Annotated in this window: 17 protein-coding genes; all 17 read left to right on the top strand. The window is 60.4% G+C overall.

Annotated elements, in window-relative coordinates; all coding sequences use genetic code 11:
• The first annotated feature begins 54 nt into the window (after nucleotides 1-54).
• The 17 genes from cobA (at nucleotide 55) to ACR0I0_RS10580 (ending at nucleotide 16,228) form a co-directional block, all read left to right on the top strand.
• On the top strand, nucleotides 55-816 hold the full coding sequence (gene cobA / locus ACR0I0_RS10500) for a uroporphyrinogen-III C-methyltransferase (RefSeq protein WP_171228836.1): 762 nt from the start codon (nucleotides 55-57) through the stop codon (nucleotides 814-816).
• Complete coding sequence (locus tag ACR0I0_RS10505; RefSeq protein ID WP_171723690.1) at nucleotides 809-1,192, top strand: c-type cytochrome; 384 nt, start codon at nucleotides 809-811, stop codon at nucleotides 1,190-1,192. The genes cobA and ACR0I0_RS10505 overlap by 8 nt, the downstream gene beginning before the upstream one ends.
• Nucleotides 1,189-2,334: a cytochrome D1 domain-containing protein gene (locus tag ACR0I0_RS10510; protein WP_209834039.1), complete on the top strand. Its 1,146-nt coding sequence runs from the start codon at nucleotides 1,189-1,191 to the stop codon at nucleotides 2,332-2,334. Before ACR0I0_RS10505 ends, ACR0I0_RS10510 begins: the two co-directional genes overlap by 4 nt.
• 3 nt (nucleotides 2,335-2,337) lie before the next feature.
• Nucleotides 2,338-3,327 carry a siroheme decarboxylase subunit beta gene (gene ahbB, locus ACR0I0_RS10515; protein WP_171635890.1) on the top strand — a complete coding sequence of 330 codons (990 nt, stop codon included), beginning with the start codon at nucleotides 2,338-2,340 and terminating at the stop codon, nucleotides 3,325-3,327.
• Nucleotides 3,324-3,773: an Lrp/AsnC family transcriptional regulator gene (locus ACR0I0_RS10520; protein ID WP_171635888.1), complete on the top strand. Its 450-nt coding sequence runs from the start codon at nucleotides 3,324-3,326 to the stop codon at nucleotides 3,771-3,773. Before ahbB (ACR0I0_RS10515) ends, ACR0I0_RS10520 begins: the two co-directional genes overlap by 4 nt.
• Nucleotides 3,770-4,252, top strand: coding sequence for a siroheme decarboxylase subunit beta (ahbB, locus tag ACR0I0_RS10525; protein ID WP_171723688.1), 483 nt, complete (start codon nucleotides 3,770-3,772; stop codon nucleotides 4,250-4,252). Before ACR0I0_RS10520 ends, ahbB (ACR0I0_RS10525) begins: the two co-directional genes overlap by 4 nt.
• A gap of 3 nt (nucleotides 4,253-4,255) precedes the next feature.
• Complete coding sequence (nirJ, locus tag ACR0I0_RS10530; RefSeq protein ID WP_171635883.1) at nucleotides 4,256-5,470, top strand: heme d1 biosynthesis radical SAM protein NirJ; 1,215 nt, start codon at nucleotides 4,256-4,258, stop codon at nucleotides 5,468-5,470.
• On the top strand, nucleotides 5,445-6,998 hold the full coding sequence (locus tag ACR0I0_RS10535; RefSeq protein ID WP_171635881.1) for a nitrite reductase: 1,554 nt from the start codon (nucleotides 5,445-5,447) through the stop codon (nucleotides 6,996-6,998). Before nirJ ends, ACR0I0_RS10535 begins: the two co-directional genes overlap by 26 nt.
• The gene (locus tag ACR0I0_RS10540; protein ID WP_171169778.1) at nucleotides 6,955-7,218 is read left to right on the top strand and encodes a hypothetical protein; all 264 of its coding nucleotides are present in this window, start codon (nucleotides 6,955-6,957) and stop codon (nucleotides 7,216-7,218) included. Before ACR0I0_RS10535 ends, ACR0I0_RS10540 begins: the two co-directional genes overlap by 44 nt.
• Nucleotides 7,219-7,307: 89 nt before the next feature.
• Nucleotides 7,308-7,772: a DUF2946 family protein gene (locus ACR0I0_RS10545; protein WP_216600140.1), complete on the top strand. Its 465-nt coding sequence runs from the start codon at nucleotides 7,308-7,310 to the stop codon at nucleotides 7,770-7,772.
• Nucleotides 7,773-7,816: 44 nt separating this feature from the next.
• Nucleotides 7,817-9,940, top strand: a complete 2,124-nt coding sequence (locus ACR0I0_RS10550) for a NosR/NirI family protein (protein WP_245218076.1) — start codon at nucleotides 7,817-7,819, stop codon at nucleotides 9,938-9,940.
• Nucleotides 9,941-9,954: 14 nt separating this feature from the next.
• Complete coding sequence (gene nosZ / locus ACR0I0_RS10555; RefSeq protein ID WP_171723686.1) at nucleotides 9,955-11,862, top strand: TAT-dependent nitrous-oxide reductase; 1,908 nt, start codon at nucleotides 9,955-9,957, stop codon at nucleotides 11,860-11,862.
• Between the two features lie 3 nt (nucleotides 11,863-11,865).
• On the top strand, nucleotides 11,866-13,122 hold the full coding sequence (locus ACR0I0_RS10560) for a nitrous oxide reductase family maturation protein NosD (protein ID WP_171635875.1): 1,257 nt from the start codon (nucleotides 11,866-11,868) through the stop codon (nucleotides 13,120-13,122).
• Nucleotides 13,112-14,005 carry an ABC transporter ATP-binding protein gene (locus ACR0I0_RS10565; RefSeq protein WP_171723684.1) on the top strand — a complete coding sequence of 298 codons (894 nt, stop codon included), beginning with the start codon at nucleotides 13,112-13,114 and terminating at the stop codon, nucleotides 14,003-14,005. Before ACR0I0_RS10560 ends, ACR0I0_RS10565 begins: the two co-directional genes overlap by 11 nt.
• Nucleotides 14,002-14,823, top strand: a complete 822-nt coding sequence (locus tag ACR0I0_RS10570; protein WP_480491325.1) for an ABC transporter permease — start codon at nucleotides 14,002-14,004, stop codon at nucleotides 14,821-14,823. Before ACR0I0_RS10565 ends, ACR0I0_RS10570 begins: the two co-directional genes overlap by 4 nt.
• Nucleotides 14,820-15,335 (top strand): nitrous oxide reductase accessory protein NosL, encoded by a 516-nt coding sequence (locus ACR0I0_RS10575; RefSeq protein ID WP_209834050.1) that lies wholly within the window; start codon nucleotides 14,820-14,822, stop codon nucleotides 15,333-15,335. The genes ACR0I0_RS10570 and ACR0I0_RS10575 overlap by 4 nt, the downstream gene beginning before the upstream one ends.
• Entirely contained in the window at nucleotides 15,332-16,228 is an 897-nt protein-coding gene (locus ACR0I0_RS10580; protein WP_480491327.1) for an FAD:protein FMN transferase, read from the top strand. The genes ACR0I0_RS10575 and ACR0I0_RS10580 overlap by 4 nt, the downstream gene beginning before the upstream one ends.
• Nucleotides 16,229-16,345: the final 117 nt, after the last annotated feature.

A 16,345-nucleotide genomic window follows, 5' to 3' on the forward strand; every position in this document is an offset into this window, starting at 1 on the left:
GGATATGCATGGGATCCCGGGTCTCGAAGACTTTCAGACCAAGCGAGTTTGCACATGAGCGGTAAGGTTTTTCTGATTGGCGCAGGCCCCGGCGACCCCGAGCTAATGACCCTGCGCGCACTGCGGATGCTGCAAGAAGCGGATGTCGTGGTTTATGACCGGTTGGTGTCTGCCGACATTCTGAACTTGCATGCGGAAGGCGCCCGGCTGATCCCTGTCGGCAAGGCCCCCAAATGCCACACCGTTCCGCAGGACCGCATCAACGAAATACTGCTTGAAGAAGCCAGCGCAGGTCACACGGTTGCCCGGCTGAAAGGCGGCGACCCAATGATCTTTGGTCGCGGCTCGGAAGAGGCTGCCTATCTGATGGCCCGCGGTGTCGCTGTCGAATACGCACCGGGCATCACGGCAGCCCAGGGGGCGTCTTGTTCGACGGGTGTGCCGCTGACCCATCGCGGGCTGGCGACTTCGGTTCAATATGTCACCGGGCATCGGCAGGCCGACAAAGTACTGGATCTGGACTGGAAACGTCTTGCCGATCCGGACTCGACACTGGTGGTTTACATGGGCGTCGCCAATATCGGTCAGATCGCCATGGGGTTGATGACCGAAAACCTGCCGGGCTCGACGCCGGTTCTGGCGGTGGGCAAGGCCACGACACCTGATGAGCGTCGTCTTGTGTCACGGCTTGACCAGCTGGCCACTGATGTTCGCGCGGCCGACCTGAAGGCGCCGACGCTGTTTATCATTGGCAAGGTGGTTTCGCTTTATGCCGAACGGCCTGTGGCCGAGCTTCTGGAACAGGCCCATGGCTAAGCTGGGAAGACGAGATCAGGGGATTGTCCAAACATGCACCGACAGATCGCCGGGGCGCTCGGGGTGGGCGGCGCGAACCTGTCTGACCATTGCCGTTCTGGCCGCGACCTCTGCTTTCGCGGCGGATGTCATCGATCCCGATACCCTGAAAAGACTTGTGCATCAGGATTGCGGTTCCTGTCACGGCCTGTCCTTGAAAGGCGGTCTTGGTCCCGATCTGCGCAGTGAGACACTTGAACATTACGACGCGGATGTTTTGACCAGCGTCATCCTTGACGGCATCCCCGACACCGCGATGCCCCCATGGCGGCCCCTGATCAGTGAAGAAGAGGCCGAATGGATCGCCCGTTACCTGCTGGAACAGGAGGCACAATGAAACATTTCATTCTTGGCCTTGCAGCCACATTGATGATCACCACAGCGCAGGCTGAACCGACCGCGACAGGCGACCTTGGTCTGGTCATCGAACGCGCCAAGGGCTCGGTGCTTCTTGTGGATCAATCCGACCGTGCAGCTCTGGCCCGGATCGAGGGATTGGGTGATCTGTCGCATGCGTCTTTGGTCTATTCGCCTGATGAACGGTTTGCCTATGTGTTTGGCCGCGACGGCGGGCTGACCAAGATCGACATCGTGACCCGCCAGATCGTGAACCGCGTCGTGCAGGCCGGCAACGCCATCGGCGGGGCGATTTCGGACGATGGCAAGCTTGTGGCCGTGTCGAATTACGAACCCGGCGGCGTGCGTGTGTTTAATGCGGACACGCTTGAGATGGTCGCTGACATCCCGACCGACAGCAAAACCATCGGCCTGGTCGATGCGCCGGGTCGGCGGTTCGTTTTCACGATGTGGGACACTGGGGAAACCTGGATTGCCGATTTCGCAAAAGGCACACCAGAGATCACCAAGATCCCAGACATGGGCAAGAACCCCTATGACGCGCTGATCACTGCCAATGGCCGCACCTATATCACCGGTCTGTTTGGCGAGGACGGCCTGACCGCGCTGGATCTGTGGGCCGAAACACCCGAACCGATCCGGGTTCTTCCCGATTACGGGCGTGGTCAGGAAGAAATGCCGGTCTACAAGATGCCTCATCTGGAAGGCTGGGCGCTGACGGGCCGAGAGTTCGTTTTGCCCGCTGTCGGCCATCACGAGGTTCTGTGGATCGACGCCGACACTCTGACCGAAACGGGACGGACCAAAACCCACGGGCAACCGGTCTTTGCCATGGCCCGCCCCGATGGACGGCAGGTCTGGGTGAATTTCGCCCACCCGCTGAATGACACTATTCAGGTGATCGACAGTGTCAGCAAACAGATCATCCACGAATTCAAGCCCGGCCCCGCAGTCTTGCACATGGAGTTCACGCCGCGCGGGCATGAAGTCTGGATCAGCGTGCGCGACGCCAACAAGGTCATGGTCTACGACACGCACAGTTTTGAAAAACTGCGCGAGATCGACGCCGACAGCCCGTCTGGCATCTTCTTCACCGCCCGTGCGCACAGAACGGGGCTGTAAACGATGCGACATATCACGGACCCGATCGACCGTCGCCTGCTGGACGAATTTCAGCGCGACTTCCCGATCACCGAGAGACCGTTCCAGATGCTGGGTAACGCACTCGGGCTGGACGAAGCAGAAGTCATTCATCGCTTGTCCCGGATGCGCGCCACGGGCCGTATTACACGGGTTGGCGCCACCATCACACCCGGCGCGGTGACGGCCAGCACCCTGGCTGCCGTGGCGGCTCCGGAAGATCGGTTGGAGGAGGTTGCCGCCCTGATCGATGCCGAACCCGGCGTGAATCACAATTATCAACGCGAAGACGCGTGGAACCTGTGGTTTGTTGCGACCGGACCGGACCGCACGCATGTCAACGATACTCTGGCGCGGATCAGTCGATCCACCGGATTGCAGGTGCTGGACCTGCGGCTGGTACGCCCTTTCAACGTGGATCTTGGTTTTCGCATGACTGGCGGAGTCAAAAACGTACCTACGGCGCGAAAGGTCGATGCATCCGTCATGCGCGAGGGCGATCGCTGCCTGCTACAGTCTCTGAGTTCCGGGCTGTCTTTGGTCTCAGAACCCTATGCCGCTCTGGCTCGTTCGCTGAAACGGGATGTGACCGACGTGATGGAGCGGGTCGAAGCCCTGCATGCCGCCGGAATAATCTCGCGACTCGGCGTCATTGTGCGTCACCGGGCGCTTGGCTGGTCGGCCAATGCGATGGTGGTCTGGGACCTGCCGGCAGAACAGATTGAAACCGCCGGTCCGGCTTTGGCCGCCTTCCCGGGGGTGACCCTGTGTTATGAGCGTAATCCGGTTCCCGATGTCTGGCCATATCGCCTGTATTCCATGATCCACGCCCGTACACGCAATGAGGCTTTGGATGTTCTGGCGGGTGCGATTGCATTGCCCGAATTGGCCGGCGCACGGAACAAGGTCCTGTTCTCAACCCGCTGTTTCAAACAGACCGGCGCGCTGATTCAGGCAAAGGAGGTCGCCGCATGACGCTGGACCAAACGGATCGAGCGATCCTGAATCGTATGCAAGAGGATCTGCCGCTTACTTCGCGCCCTTACGCAACCGTCGCCACAGAGCTTGGCCTGTCCGAGGCGGAATTGCTGTCGCGTCTGAGCCGCATGAAAAATGACCGCGTCATCACGCGGTTCGGTCCGTTTTTTGACGCCGCGGCCATGGGTGGGGCTTTCTGCCTTTGCGCAATGGCCGTTCCAGACGAAGAATTCGAAACCGTCCTGACCAAAGTCAATGCACATCCCGAAGTGGCACATAATTATGAACGCACGCATCGGCTGAACATGTGGTTCGTGCTGGCCACCGAAACGCCCGAGGGGATCGAGGCCACCGCCGATGCCATCGAACGGGAAACGGGGATCCGTGTTCTCCGTTTCCCCAAACTTCAGGAATTTTTCATCGGCTTCCGGGTGGCGGCATGATCGACGCAACAGACAGACAGATTATCGAGTCGCTCCAGGGTGGACTGCCCTTGGTGGTCGCGCCCTATGCGCAGGTCGCTGCCGATCTGGGCCTGAGCGAGGCCACCCTGCTGGACCGGCTGGCCGCGCTGAAGGCGCGCGGGGTGATCCGACGGATCGCGGCAGCCCCCAACCATTACAAGCTGGGCATGACGTCGAACGGCATGACCGTCTGGGACGTGCAGGATGACCTGATCACCGAACTGGGCGCTCATATCGGGGCACTGCCTTTCGTCACCCATTGCTATGAACGGCCCCGCGCCCTGCCCGACTGGCCCTACAACCTGTTCGCCATGGTCCACGGCAGCTCGCGCGATGAGGTCGAAGATAAACGCGGCCAGATTGCCGCGATTCTGGGATCGGCCTGCTGCGGCAGCGACATCCTCTATTCCACGCGCATCCTGAAAAAGACCGGGCTGCGCCTGAAACAGAAAGGCTGAAACATGTTCCGCCTGACCGAATACATGCATCAGCTGGTCAAGCCGACACCGGTGCGCAAACGGCGCCCCGGTCCGGTAAAGCCGGTTGTGATCTGGAACTTGACGAGGCGCTGCAACCTGAAGTGCCGCCATTGCTACACCGTCTCGGCGGATGTCGCGTTCCCAGGTGAGCTCAGCCATGAGCAAGCCATGGTAACCCTTGAGGATCTGGGCCAGTTTCGCGTCCCGGCCCTGATCCTCTCGGGTGGGGAACCGCTGGACCGGTTCGATTTCTTCGACATTGCAAAACGCGCCCGTGATCTGGTGCCAATGCTGGCCTTGTCGACCAACGGAACCCGGATCTATGACGAAACCGCCGATATGATCGCGGATGTAGGCTTCAACTATGTCGGCATTTCGCTGGACGGGATCGGAGCGACGAATGACTGGTTTCGCGGCGTCGAGGGCGCTTTTGCGGACGCCCTGCGCGGCGTGCGAGAGTGTAAAAAGCGCGGCATCAAGGTTGGCCTGCGGTTCTGCCTGACCGAAGGCACGCAACATCACTTGCCTGACTTGCTGAGCCTTTGTGATGATGAAGGTGTCGACAAATTCTACCTGTCGCATCTTGTCTATGCGGGGCGCGGCGACAAGAACCGGGGCGAAGATGCCGCGCATCAGCGCACGCGCAAGGGCCTGGATCTGTTGCTGGAACGCGCCTGGGAAGCCGCATCGGGCGGCCGTCCGCTGGATATCGTGACCGGGAACAACGACGCTGATGCCGGATATTTCCTGAACTGGATTCGCACGCATTTCGACGCCGAAAAGGCTGCACATGTGCGCGCGCACCTGGCTGCGTGGGGTGGAAACTCAAGTGGCTTGGGCGTTGCCAATATCGACAATCTCGGCCGGGTCCATCCGGACACTTACTGGTCTGACTACACGGTGGGCAACGTAAAGACCAAATCGTTTTCCGAACTCTGGACCGGCGATGATCCGATGCTTGCCATGCTCCGCACCCGCCCACGCCCGCTGAAGGGGCGCTGCGGAGCCTGCGAACTCAAGGACGTGTGCGGCGGCAATACCCGCATCCGCGCCCTGCAATTGACCGGTGATCCGTGGGCCGAGGATCCGGCCTGTTACCTGTCCAACCAGGAAATCGGTGTGGATGACGCAGGGGAACGCCTTCAGGTCACACCGTTTCGGGGGAAAAGCCATGATCCGGCGCATCAGTTCTTTTAAGACACTCACATTCGGTACGTTGTGCTCGGTGTTGCTGGCGGGCACCGCCTGGGCGGATGCCCAATCGGATTACGCTGAACATTGCGCCTCATGCCACGGCGAGAACCGTCTGGGCGGGGTTGGCCCCGCGCTGATCCCTGAAACGCTCAAACGCATGCGGGGTCCCCGGGTCGCTGCGGTAATCGCGGAAGGGCGCGCGGCGACACAAATGCCGGCCTTCTCGCACGAGCTGGATGCTCTGCAAATCGAAGAGCTGGCCGGTTGGTTGAAATCGCCGTTGGAATCCGACCCCGAATGGGGCGAGGCCCAGATATTGGCCAGCCGGACGCTGGACGAGGAATATGTGCCGGTGGATGCGCCCGTCTGGGACAGCGACCCGATGAACATCACCTTGGTTGTGGAAACCGGCGATCACCATGTCAGCGTTCTGGACGGCGACACGTTCGAGGTTTTGGACCGGTTCGAAACCCCCTTCGCCGTGCATGGCGGCCCCAAGTTCAGCCCGGATGGGCGGTATGTCTTCATCATGTCGCGCGATGGCTGGGTCCAGAAGTACGACATTTGGGCGCTGAAACAGGTGGGCCGCGTGCGTGCCGGCCTGAACAGCCGCAACATCGCCATGTCGGGCGATGGCAAATGGGTGGCCGTGGCGAACTACCTGCCCAACAGCCTGACGGTGTTGTCCACCGAAGACCTTTCCGTCGCAAAGGTCATCGAGGTCAAAAGCAAGAAGGGCCTGCCCAGCCGCGTCTCTGCAGTCTACCAGGCCCCTCCGCGGGAAAGCTTTGTTCTGGCGCTGAAGGATGTGCCCGAGATTTGGGAAGTGTTCTACGGCGCCAATCCCCCGCAATCCGGGCTTGGTCATGATTTCCGCATCGAAGGCCAGTTCAAGAACCCTGATCCATTCCCTGTGCGCAAGATCACCACAGCTGACTATCTGGACGATTTCTTTTTCGACCAGAGTTATGAATATGTCATGGGGGCGTCCCGCGATGGCAAGGGCGGGCAAGTGATTGATCTGGTGATCGGGCACAAGGTGGCCGATTTGGATTTGCCCGGAATGCCGCATCTGGGCTCGGGGATCACATGGAAACACGGCGATACGACCGTGATGGCTACGCCGCACCTGACAGACGGCGCCGTGTCGGTGATCGACATGGAAAGCTGGGAAACCGTCAAACGGATCAAGACCGAAGGGCCCGGGTTCTTCATGCGCAGCCATGAGAATTCGCCTTATGTCTGGGCCGATGTTTTCTTTGGCCCCAACAAGGACGCGATGCACGTCATCGACAAGCAAAGCCTTGAAATCGTAAAGACCCTGCGCCCTGCACCGGGCAAGACCGTGGCCCATGTCGAGTTCACCAGAGATGGCAGCCACGCGCTGGTTTCAATCTGGGAAGATGACGGCGCGGTGATCGTCTATGACGCGCAGACGCTGGAGGAAATTCGCCGCCTGCCGATGCGCAAACCTTCGGGGAAATACAATGTCTGGAACAAGATCACCTTCTCGGAAGGAACCAGCCACTGAGGGGAAATGGCCAGTTTGGAAACTGGCCATTCTGCTGTATCCGGCCACGGCGTTGACCGTGGCCATCAACCTGTTTTTGCTCGGGCTTATCCTGCACAGCGTCGGGTTCGGCGCAATCGAACCGGTGCCTGCAATCCTCTGGTCGATTCCACTGGGTATTCCTGCGGCATGGCTGGCCGGTCGGTGGCTGCGTGGATTGATGGATGAGGCCGACGGGTAGGTGCAAATTTTCAGGCACCTGACCTAAGTCAAGTTTCCGCCTCAAAGAATCCCCTAAGTTTCAGAAAAGAACGCCGAGCTGGATTCTCAATGCCTACCGTCCGCCCCCCGCATAGCCTGTTTGATCGCGTGTCCCGCGCGGTGTGCGGTTTGGTGGGTATTTTCCTGTTGCTTTTGCAGATGCTTGGCCCGGTGCTGGCGAGTCCCGGGGACAGCATGTGGATCGAGATCTGCTCGGAGGCAGGGGCGGTCTGGGTTGAAGTGGACCTTGAGGAAGGCACTGATGACCCGACCGCGCCTTGCCCGAAATGCGCCGATTGCGCGCTGTGCGCGGTGACAACGGCAGCCCCGCTGCCGGATCTGCCGCTGCTGATGCAATCCGAAAATGTACGGACAGTACCCGCTGCAATCGGGGATCTGTGCATTTTGTACAACTCAAGGCGACTGTGGCCCGAAACCCGAGGCCCCCCGTTCGCGACCCAAGAAGAATCTGAACGCGCCCTGCGCGCGTCCGTGGCGTCCACCCTAGCAACCGGAGGTGCGCCGTGGTCGTAAGTCGCGCAATCCATTTCCTGCTGGCTTTCACTCTGTCCTGCCTGATGGCGATCAGCGCCCATGCCGACAGCCTGGCCAGTTTCCTGCCCGACATCGAACCTGCCGATCTGGCCCCCGGCGCCGATGCCTTTGGCCCGGTGCGCGATGACGTCAAGGTCGCCCCCGTCCTGAAGGGCGGCGAGATCATTGCCTGGGCATTCCTGACCTCGGACTTTGTTGGCACGACGGGTTATTCCGGCAAACCGATCCACGTCGTTGCCGCCATCGACAACGACGCGGTGTTGACCGGAGTGCAACTGGTCAAGCACTCGGAACCCATCGTGCTGATCGGCATCCCCAATTCCCGCATGGTTGAATTGACCGAAGGCTATGCGGGCCTTGACCTTAAGGTTGAAGCCGAAACCGGGGGTGAGGGGCACGACCTCGACATCATCTCGGGCGCGACGGTCACGATCATGGTGATCGACGACAGCCTTGTGCGTGGCGGTATCAAGGTGGCGCGTGCATTGGGTCTGGGCGGCCTGTCACCGTTGCAGGCCGACGGGCCAAAGCGCGAAGTCGATATGGCGCAGAATGCGGTCCATGACTGGTCAACCCTTTCGGGCGACGGCTCGATCCGTCGGCTGACGCTGGATGTCGGGCAGGTCAATGCCGCCTTCGAGGCCACCGGAGACCAGCGCGCGATCAAGCGGCCCGAACCGGGTGAACCGGATGACACGTTCATCGACATGCATATGGCGCTTGTCTCGGTTCCGTCGATCGGCAAGTCACTGCTGGGCGACGCCGAGTACCAGAACCTTGTGAACTGGTTGGACGAGGGCGAACAGGCCATTCTGGTGCTGGGGCGCGGTGCCTACAGTTTCAAGGGGTCAGGCTATGTACGCGGCGGAATTTTCGATCGGATCCAGTTGATCCAGGGCGACAACTCGGTCCGGTTCTTCGACAAACAGCAAGTACGCCTTGGCAAGGTTGCAGCCCCGGATGCGCCCAGTTTCACAGAGCTGGACATCTTCAAGATCCCCGCCGATGCCGAGTTCGACCCGACCGAGCCGTTCCGCCTGCAACTGCTGGTACAGCGTGCCGTGGGTGCCGTTGAGAAAACCTTTCTGACATTCGATCTGGGTTACAAACTGCCCGACCGTTACCTGCTGCCCGTCGCAGCCTCTAAGGTTGTCGAGGATGCGACCGGCGAAGCCGCCGCCAAGGCTGCCCTGTGGCAGCGCATCTGGAAGGATCGCACTGTTGAAATCGCCGTTCTCGGCGTCATGCTGCTGGTCCTGACCGCGACGTTCTTCTTCCAGTTCCACGCGACGATGAATGCGCGGGTCTTCTACTGGTTCCGCATCGGTTACCTGACAATGACCCTGTTCTTCATCGGCTGGTACGCCAACGCGCAACTGAGCGTGGTGAACCTGATGGCACTGGCAGGCAGCCTGCGCACAGGATTCTCGTGGGATGCGTTCCTGCTGGACCCGCTGGTGTTCATTCAATGGTTCGCCGTCGCCGCCGCGCTGTTGTTCTGGGGTCGCGGGGCCTATTGCGGATGGCTGTGTCCGTTCGGCGCGTTGCAGGAATTGACCAACAAGATCGCGCGGGCGTTCAAAGTGCCGCAATGGACTTTGCCCTGGGGTCTGAACGAACGCCTGTGGCCCGCGAAATACATGATCTTTCTGGGTCTTTTTGGCCTGAGTTTCGTATCGATCCCGCTGGCCGAGAAATATGCCGAGGTCGAGCCGTTCAAAACGGCGATCATTCTGAAATTCATGCGCGATTGGCCTTTCGTGGTCTTTGCGCTGGCCCTGCTGGGGATCGGGCTGTTCATTGAACGGTTCTATTGCCGCTATCTCTGCCCGCTGGGCGGCGCACTGGCGATCCCTGCCCGAATTCGCATGTTCGACTGGCTGCGCCGCTACAAGGATTGCGGCACGCCCTGTCAGACCTGCGCCAATGAATGCCCCGTTCAGGCGATCCACCCCACCGGTGAGATAAATCCGAACGAGTGCGTCACCTGCCTGCATTGTCAGGTGCTCTACCAGTCCGAGGACAAATGTCCTGTCGTTATCCGCCAGCTGAAACGGCGGGCCAAGACAGGGTCGGTCCAGATGAAGACCCCACTCGGACAACCACCGGCGAACCATCCGAACGCCAAACCGCAATCCGTTTCCTAAAAGGAGGAACGAACATGTCGGAACATGACAACAAACTAACCGTCACACGCCGTGGGATGCTGGGTGCAACAGCAACCGGTGCCGTGCTGGCCGGGACCGGTCTGGGCTCGACCCTGATGACCGCGAAGCAGGCGAGCGCCGCGGCCAATGCCAATCTCGAACCGGGCGAACTGGACGAGTATTACGGTTTCTGGTCCTCGGGTCAGACCGGCGAGCTGCGCATTCTGGGCTTCCCATCCATGCGCGAGCTGATGCGGGTGCCGGTGTTCAACCGCTGCTCGGCCACGGGCTGGGGTCAGACCAACGAGTCACTGAAGATCATGACCGAAGGGTTGCTGCCTGAAACCAAGGAGTTTCTCGCCAAGCGCGGCATGAAAACCTATGACAACGGCGACCTTCACCACCCGCACATGTCGTTCACCGACGGCACCTATGACGGCCGCTATCTGTTCATGAACGACAAGGCCAACACCCGCGTCGCGCGTGTCCGCTGTGACGTGATGAAATGCGACAAGATCACCGAGATCCCGAACGCCAAGGCGATCCACGGTCTGCGTCCGCAGAAATTCCCGCGCACCGGCTATGTCTTTGCCAATGGTGAAGATGAAACTCCGCTGGTCAACGATGGCAGCGTGCTGGACGATCCGTCGCAATACGTGAACATCTTCACCGCGCTGGACGGCGATACCATGGAAGTGGCGTGGCAGGTGATCGTGTCGGGCAACCTCGACAACACCGACTGCGACTATCAGGGCAAATACGCCTTCTCGACCTCGTACAACTCGGAAATGGGCATGAACCTGGCCGAGATGACCGAGAACGAGCTGGACCACGTCGTCGTTTTCAACATCGCCGAGATCGAAAAAGGCATCGAAGCCGGCGATTATCAGGAGTTAAAAGGCGTCAAGGTTCTGGACGGGCGCAAAGGGCAGAACAAGAAATACACCCGTTACATCCCGATCCCGAACTCTCCGCACGGCATCAACACCGCGCCAGACGGCAAGCACGTCTGCATCAACGGCAAGCTGTCGCCAACCGTCTCGATCATGGACGTCACCAAGCTGGACGCCCTGTTCGAAAGCGACGCCGACCCGCGGTCCTGCATCGTAGGTGAACCGCAGTTGGGTCTTGGCCCGCTTCACACTGCCTATGATGGCCAGGGCAACGCGTTCACCACGCTGTTCCTGGACAGCCAGATCGTGAAGTGGAACATCGACAAGGCCATCCGCGCCTACAATGGCGAGGACGTGGACCCGATCATCTCGAAGGTTGACGTGCATTATCAGCCGGGTCACAACTCGACTTCCATGGGTGAGACCAAGGATGCCGACGGCAAGTGGCTGATTTCGATGAACAAGTTCTCGAAAGACCGCTTCCTGAACGTGGGTCCTCTTAAACCCGAGAACGAACAGCTGATCGACATTTCGTCGGATGAGATGAAAGTGGTGCACGACGGCCCGACCTTTGCCGAGCCGCACGACTCGATCATCGTTCGCAGCGACATCGTGAACCCGGTCAACGTCTGGGATCGCAACGACGTTACCTGGGAAGACGCCCGCAAACAGGCCGAAGCCGATGGTATCGATCTGGAAGAAGGTGCGGAAGAACCGATCCGGGACGGCAACAAGGTGCGGGTCTACATGACCTCGCAGGCGCCGACCTTCAGCCTCGAGAAGTTCACCGTCAAACAGGGCGACGAGGTCACGGTTTACATCACCAACCTGGATGATGTGGACGACGTGACCCACGGCTTCTGCCTGGGCAACTACGGAATCGCGATGGAAGTCGCACCGATGGCAACCGCCTCGGTCACCTTCACCGCCGACCGTCCGGGCGTGCACTGGTTCTATTGCCAGTGGTTCTGCCATGCGCTGCACATGGAAATGCGCGGCCGGATGCTGGTCGAACCGCAAGGAGCCTGACCCATGCGCTGGCCCCTGCTCATACCGCTCCTGCTCGGCTCGCCCCTTTGGGCGGCGGACTGGGATGTGCCCAACCGGGCGGGGGCCATCAATGAAATACTGGCTCAGGCGGCGGACGGAGATACCCTCCGCCTGAGCCCCGGTGTTTATGCCGAACATCTGATTCTGGACCGGCCCGTCACGATCGACGGGCTGGGACAGGCCACCATTGACGGGCAAGGCACCGGCAGCGTCATCACCGTAACCGGCCCGGGCGTGACCGTGCGCGGCCTGACAGTGATCGGCTCGGGTTCAAGCCATGACGGGATCGACAGTGGCATCCAGCTGACCAAGACGGCCCGCGCGCCGGTGATCGAAGACAATGAACTGCTGGGCAATCTTTACGGTATCGACATTCATGGTGCCAAGGACAGCATTGTGCGTGGCAACCGGATCGAAGGGCGTCAGGACCAGCGGATGAATGACCGTGGCAATGGCGTCTATGTCTGGAATGCGCCCGGTGCGCGGGTTGAGGACAATCACATCCGCTATGGGCGCGACGGGATCTTCGTGAACTCGTCCAAGAAGAACACCTTTACCGGCAACCTGTTCCGCGATCTGCGCTTTGCCGTGCATTACATGTATGCCGACAATTCGGTGGTCAGCGACAATGTCTCGATCGGCAACGATCTGGGCTATGCGGTGATGTTCACGACCAATGTGAAGGTCGCAGACAACGTCTCGATCGGTGACCGTGAACATGGCGTGATGCTGAATTATGCCAACAAGAGTCAGATCACCGGAAACGTGGTGATCGGTGCCAAGGAAAAGTGCACCTTCCTTTATAACTCCAACAAGAACGAATTCACCGACAACTGGTTCCAGGGATGCGGCATCGGCATCCACTTTACCGCCGGCAGCGAACGCAACCGCATCGTTGGCAATTCCTTCATCGGGAACCGGACACAGGTGAAATACGTCTCGACCAAATGGGTCGAGTGGTCCGAAGACGGGCGCGGCAACTACTGGTCCGATTTTGCCGCCTATGACGTGGATGGCAACGGCATCGCCGATGCCCCGTATCGGCCAAACGACTCGATGGACCATGTGCTGTGGACCCAACCCGCAGCCAAATTACTGCTCGGCTCCCCCGCCGTGCAACTGGTGCGCTGGTCGCAATCTGCCTTCCCGGCCCTGTTGCCGGGCGGCGTGATGGACAGCAACCCATTGATGCAAGCCCCTGAACCCCCAGCTATGAAAAAGGTGCCTCATGACGGATAAGGCCCTGTCAATCGACCATGTTCTCAAGGACCGAGGAAAAACCCGCGTTCTTGACGATATCACCCTGTCCCTTGCCCCCGGCCAGCGCGTTGCGCTGCTGGGCCATAACGGCGCGGGCAAGTCGACCCTGATCAAATCCATCCTCGGCCTGACGCCGATCCATGGCGGAGCCATTCGGATCGGAGACGCCACCCCCGGTAGTGCTCAGGCCCGGCGCGAAACAGCGTATCTGCCCGAAGCGGTGTCGTTTCATCCCGCGCTAACCGGGCGTGAGCAGTTGACCCTGTTTGCGCAGCTTTCAGGCGCAAAAGCCGATGTGCCCGGTTTGCTGGATCGTGTCGGCCTGAGTGACGCTTTGGACCGTCGGATCGGAACCTATTCCAAAGGCATGCGGCAACGTCTGGGACTGGCGCAGGTGTTGCTGGGCCAACCGAAAGTAGCCTTGCTGGATGAGCCGACGAGCGGATTGGACCCGATTTCTCGGCAGGACCTGTACGCCATCATCGACGAACTGGCTGCCCAAGGCACCGCCGTTCTGATTGCCTCACACGCGCTGACCGAGGTCGAGGCCCGCACCGACCGGATCGCCATCATGCGCAAGGGTCGGATGGTCGCCGACGACACCCTGAACAATCTGTCGGCTCTGGCCGGTCTACCGATCCGCCTGAAGGTACGCGCCAGCGCCAATCCAGATGTGCTGGCCGCTGAACTGGGCGGCAGCCGGATCAATGGGGCATCTGTTGAATTGCTCTGCTCACCCGAAGACAAAATGGAGGCCCTGCGCCGGATCGCCGGGTTGGGCGATGCGGTAGCGGATGTGGAAATGACCCCGCCCAAGCTGGAAGACCTCTATCGCCACTACGCACAGGAGGATTTGCAATGACCCGCTTCCTCGCCATCACCCGCACAGAAATGCTGATCTTGCGCCGCAACCGCTGGCTGCTGGTCGCAACGCTGATCATGGTGCTGTTCGCCTTGGCGCTGACCTTTGCGGGCAGTGCGCCAACCGGAACGCTGGGCGTTGACATGCTGACCGTTTCGGTTGCGTCGATGACCACGCTTTCGGTTTACCTCGCGCCCCTTCTGGCGCTGATGATCTCGTTCGATGCCATCGCCGGAGACGTGGACCGGGGCAGCCTGTCGCTGCTGTTGTCCTACCCTGCGGGGCGCGGAGAAATCCTGTTGGGCAAGTTCTGCGCCCATCTGGCCGCTCTCGCTTTTGCCATGACCGTCGGTTTCGGCACCGCGGGCGCGGTGGCCGCGTTCTTTGGCGGGGCCGGACCGGAAAGCCTGATGGCACTGGTGCGCCTGATCCTCACCTCGATCCTGTTGGGCGCCGTGTTTCTGGCGCTGGGATACCTGCTGTCCGCTTTGGCAAAGGGGGCCACGGCGGCGGCGGGGATGTCGGCCGGGCTCTGGCTGGTTTTTGTCGTCCTCTATGATCTGGGCCTGTTGGGGGCCGTCGTCATGGATAAGGGCGGCAGCTTCACCCAATCCGTCTTTCCCTGGGTGATGGTCGCCAACCCGGCCGACGCGTTCCGTCTGTGGAACATCGCGGCGACTGAAGGCGTTGCCATGGCATCCGGCATGACAGGAGCGGCGCAGGCCCTGCCGGTCTGGGCTGCACCCGTCTCCCTGCTGATCTGGCCGGTGCTGAGCTTCGCCCTCGCCCGCCTCGCATTCCGTAGGGTCGAGCCATGAAGCGTCTCGCGTTGATCGCGCTGGTCGCGTTGGCAGCCTGCAAGGAAGACCTGGCCGAGGCCCCCGATCCGGTGGATCTGACCCCGGACGCGCTGAGCTATTTCTGCCAGATGAACATCGCCGAACATGGCGGCCCCAAGGGGCAGATCCATCTGGAAGGATATCCCGCACCGTTGTTTTTTGCGCAGGTGCGCGACATGGTGGCATACCTCAAAAGCCCTGAACGTGATGCCGACATCACAGCCGTCTATGTCAGCGACATGGGTATTGCGCCAAGCTGGCGGCAGCCGGGTATCTCGAACTGGATCGCCGCGGATGGCGCGACCTTTGTTGTCGGCGCCAATGTGGCAGGTGGCATGGGTGCGCGCGAAGTGGTGCCTTTTGCCGATCCTGCCGATGCACAGGCATTCATTGAGATTTACGGCGGAACGGCACTGGGCCTGCCGGACATTCCGGACACCGAAGTGCTTGGCCCTGTCGATCTTGAACTGTCGTTGGAGACCCCCGTATGACCGCCTTGTCGCGCCGCCGATTTCTGATCATCTCAGCCGCTTGTGCTGCGGCCACACCACTTGCGGCCTCGGACGCGCGCTGGCACGGGACCGCGCTGGGTGCCACCGCCAGCCTGCGCCTTGTGGGTCTGACGGACGCCGAAGCTGCACCCATCATGGCCGCCATGGAGACCGAGATTGCCCGGCTGGAAGACATCTTCAGCCTGTATCGTCCGCAATCGCAGCTCAGCCGGTTGAACCGCGATGGTGTGCTGACGGCGCCCGCTCCTGAATTGTTGAAGGTGCTAAGCCTCAGCACAGCGCTGCATCAGGCATCGGGTGGCGCATTTGATCCAAGCATTCAACCCGTGTGGGCGGCATTGGCTGCGGGCGCGCGCCCGGACGGTCTGATTGAAGTTCAACAGGCAATAGGCTGGGAAAAGGTAATTTTCGACGCCTCGGCCATTCGCCTTCCGGTGCCCGGAAAATCGGCGCTGACGTTGAACGGTATAGCGCAGGGCGCGATCACCGACCGGATCGCCGACCTGCTGCGTGCTTATGGTCTGCGTGATGTTCTGGTCAATATGGGAGAGGTTGCCGCCCTGGGTGCGCCTGGTGACGGTGCGCCATGGAAAGTTGGATTGGCGGCGCCGGACCAAACGGTTCTGAAGCGGATTGAATTGAGCGATCGGGCAGTGGCGACATCTTCAACGCTGGCGACTCAGCTCGGCCAAGGCGTCGGGCACATCATTACCTTGGATGGGCCTTCAAACCACGACAGGACCGTTTCGGTTTCTTCCCCGAAAGCGGCAATTGCGGATGGGTTGTCCACTGCGCTTTGCGCGGCATCCGCCGACAGAGCCAAAGAGATCCTAGCGTTCTTCCCCGACGCCCGTATCGAATTAAACGTTTAATGAAGAATTACAAATCTCAGACTGAACAAAAAAAATCCGAAAAAGTATGATATAGGTCAATTCGTGCGCTGCTGAAGGCAGCTAGGAAGTAAGGACGCGAACCTATCAATCCAATTT

The sequence above is a fragment of the Ruegeria sp. AG6 genome, from assembly GCF_056541565.1.

Bases quoted from the DNA above. Each gene is read 5' to 3' on its own strand.
- ahbB (WP_171635890.1), top strand. From the start codon at position 2,338: ATGCGACATATCACGGACCCGATCGACCGTCGCCTGCTGGACGAATTT.
- nosZ (WP_171723686.1), top strand. From the start codon at position 9,955: ATGTCGGAACATGACAACAAACTAACCGTCACACGCCGTGGGATGCTG.
- ACR0I0_RS10570 (WP_480491325.1), top strand. From the start codon at position 14,002: ATGACCCGCTTCCTCGCCATCACCCGCACAGAAATGCTGATCTTGCGC.
- ACR0I0_RS10545 (WP_216600140.1), top strand. From the start codon at position 7,308: ATGCCTACCGTCCGCCCCCCGCATAGCCTGTTTGATCGCGTGTCCCGC.
- ACR0I0_RS10575 (WP_209834050.1), top strand. From the start codon at position 14,820: ATGAAGCGTCTCGCGTTGATCGCGCTGGTCGCGTTGGCAGCCTGCAAG.
- ACR0I0_RS10540 (WP_171169778.1), top strand. From the start codon at position 6,955: ATGTCTGGAACAAGATCACCTTCTCGGAAGGAACCAGCCACTGAGGGG.
- ACR0I0_RS10505 (WP_171723690.1), top strand. From the start codon at position 809: ATGGCTAAGCTGGGAAGACGAGATCAGGGGATTGTCCAAACATGCACC.
- cobA (WP_171228836.1), top strand. From the start codon at position 55: ATGAGCGGTAAGGTTTTTCTGATTGGCGCAGGCCCCGGCGACCCCGAG.
- ACR0I0_RS10550 (WP_245218076.1), top strand. From the start codon at position 7,817: ATGGCGATCAGCGCCCATGCCGACAGCCTGGCCAGTTTCCTGCCCGAC.
- nirJ (WP_171635883.1), top strand. From the start codon at position 4,256: ATGTTCCGCCTGACCGAATACATGCATCAGCTGGTCAAGCCGACACCG.
- ahbB (WP_171723688.1), top strand. From the start codon at position 3,770: ATGATCGACGCAACAGACAGACAGATTATCGAGTCGCTCCAGGGTGGA.
- ACR0I0_RS10510 (WP_209834039.1), top strand. From the start codon at position 1,189: ATGAAACATTTCATTCTTGGCCTTGCAGCCACATTGATGATCACCACA.
- ACR0I0_RS10520 (WP_171635888.1), top strand. From the start codon at position 3,324: ATGACGCTGGACCAAACGGATCGAGCGATCCTGAATCGTATGCAAGAG.
- ACR0I0_RS10560 (WP_171635875.1), top strand. From the start codon at position 11,866: ATGCGCTGGCCCCTGCTCATACCGCTCCTGCTCGGCTCGCCCCTTTGG.
- ACR0I0_RS10565 (WP_171723684.1), top strand. From the start codon at position 13,112: ATGACGGATAAGGCCCTGTCAATCGACCATGTTCTCAAGGACCGAGGA.
- ACR0I0_RS10535 (WP_171635881.1), top strand. From the start codon at position 5,445: ATGATCCGGCGCATCAGTTCTTTTAAGACACTCACATTCGGTACGTTG.
- ACR0I0_RS10580 (WP_480491327.1), top strand. From the start codon at position 15,332: ATGACCGCCTTGTCGCGCCGCCGATTTCTGATCATCTCAGCCGCTTGT.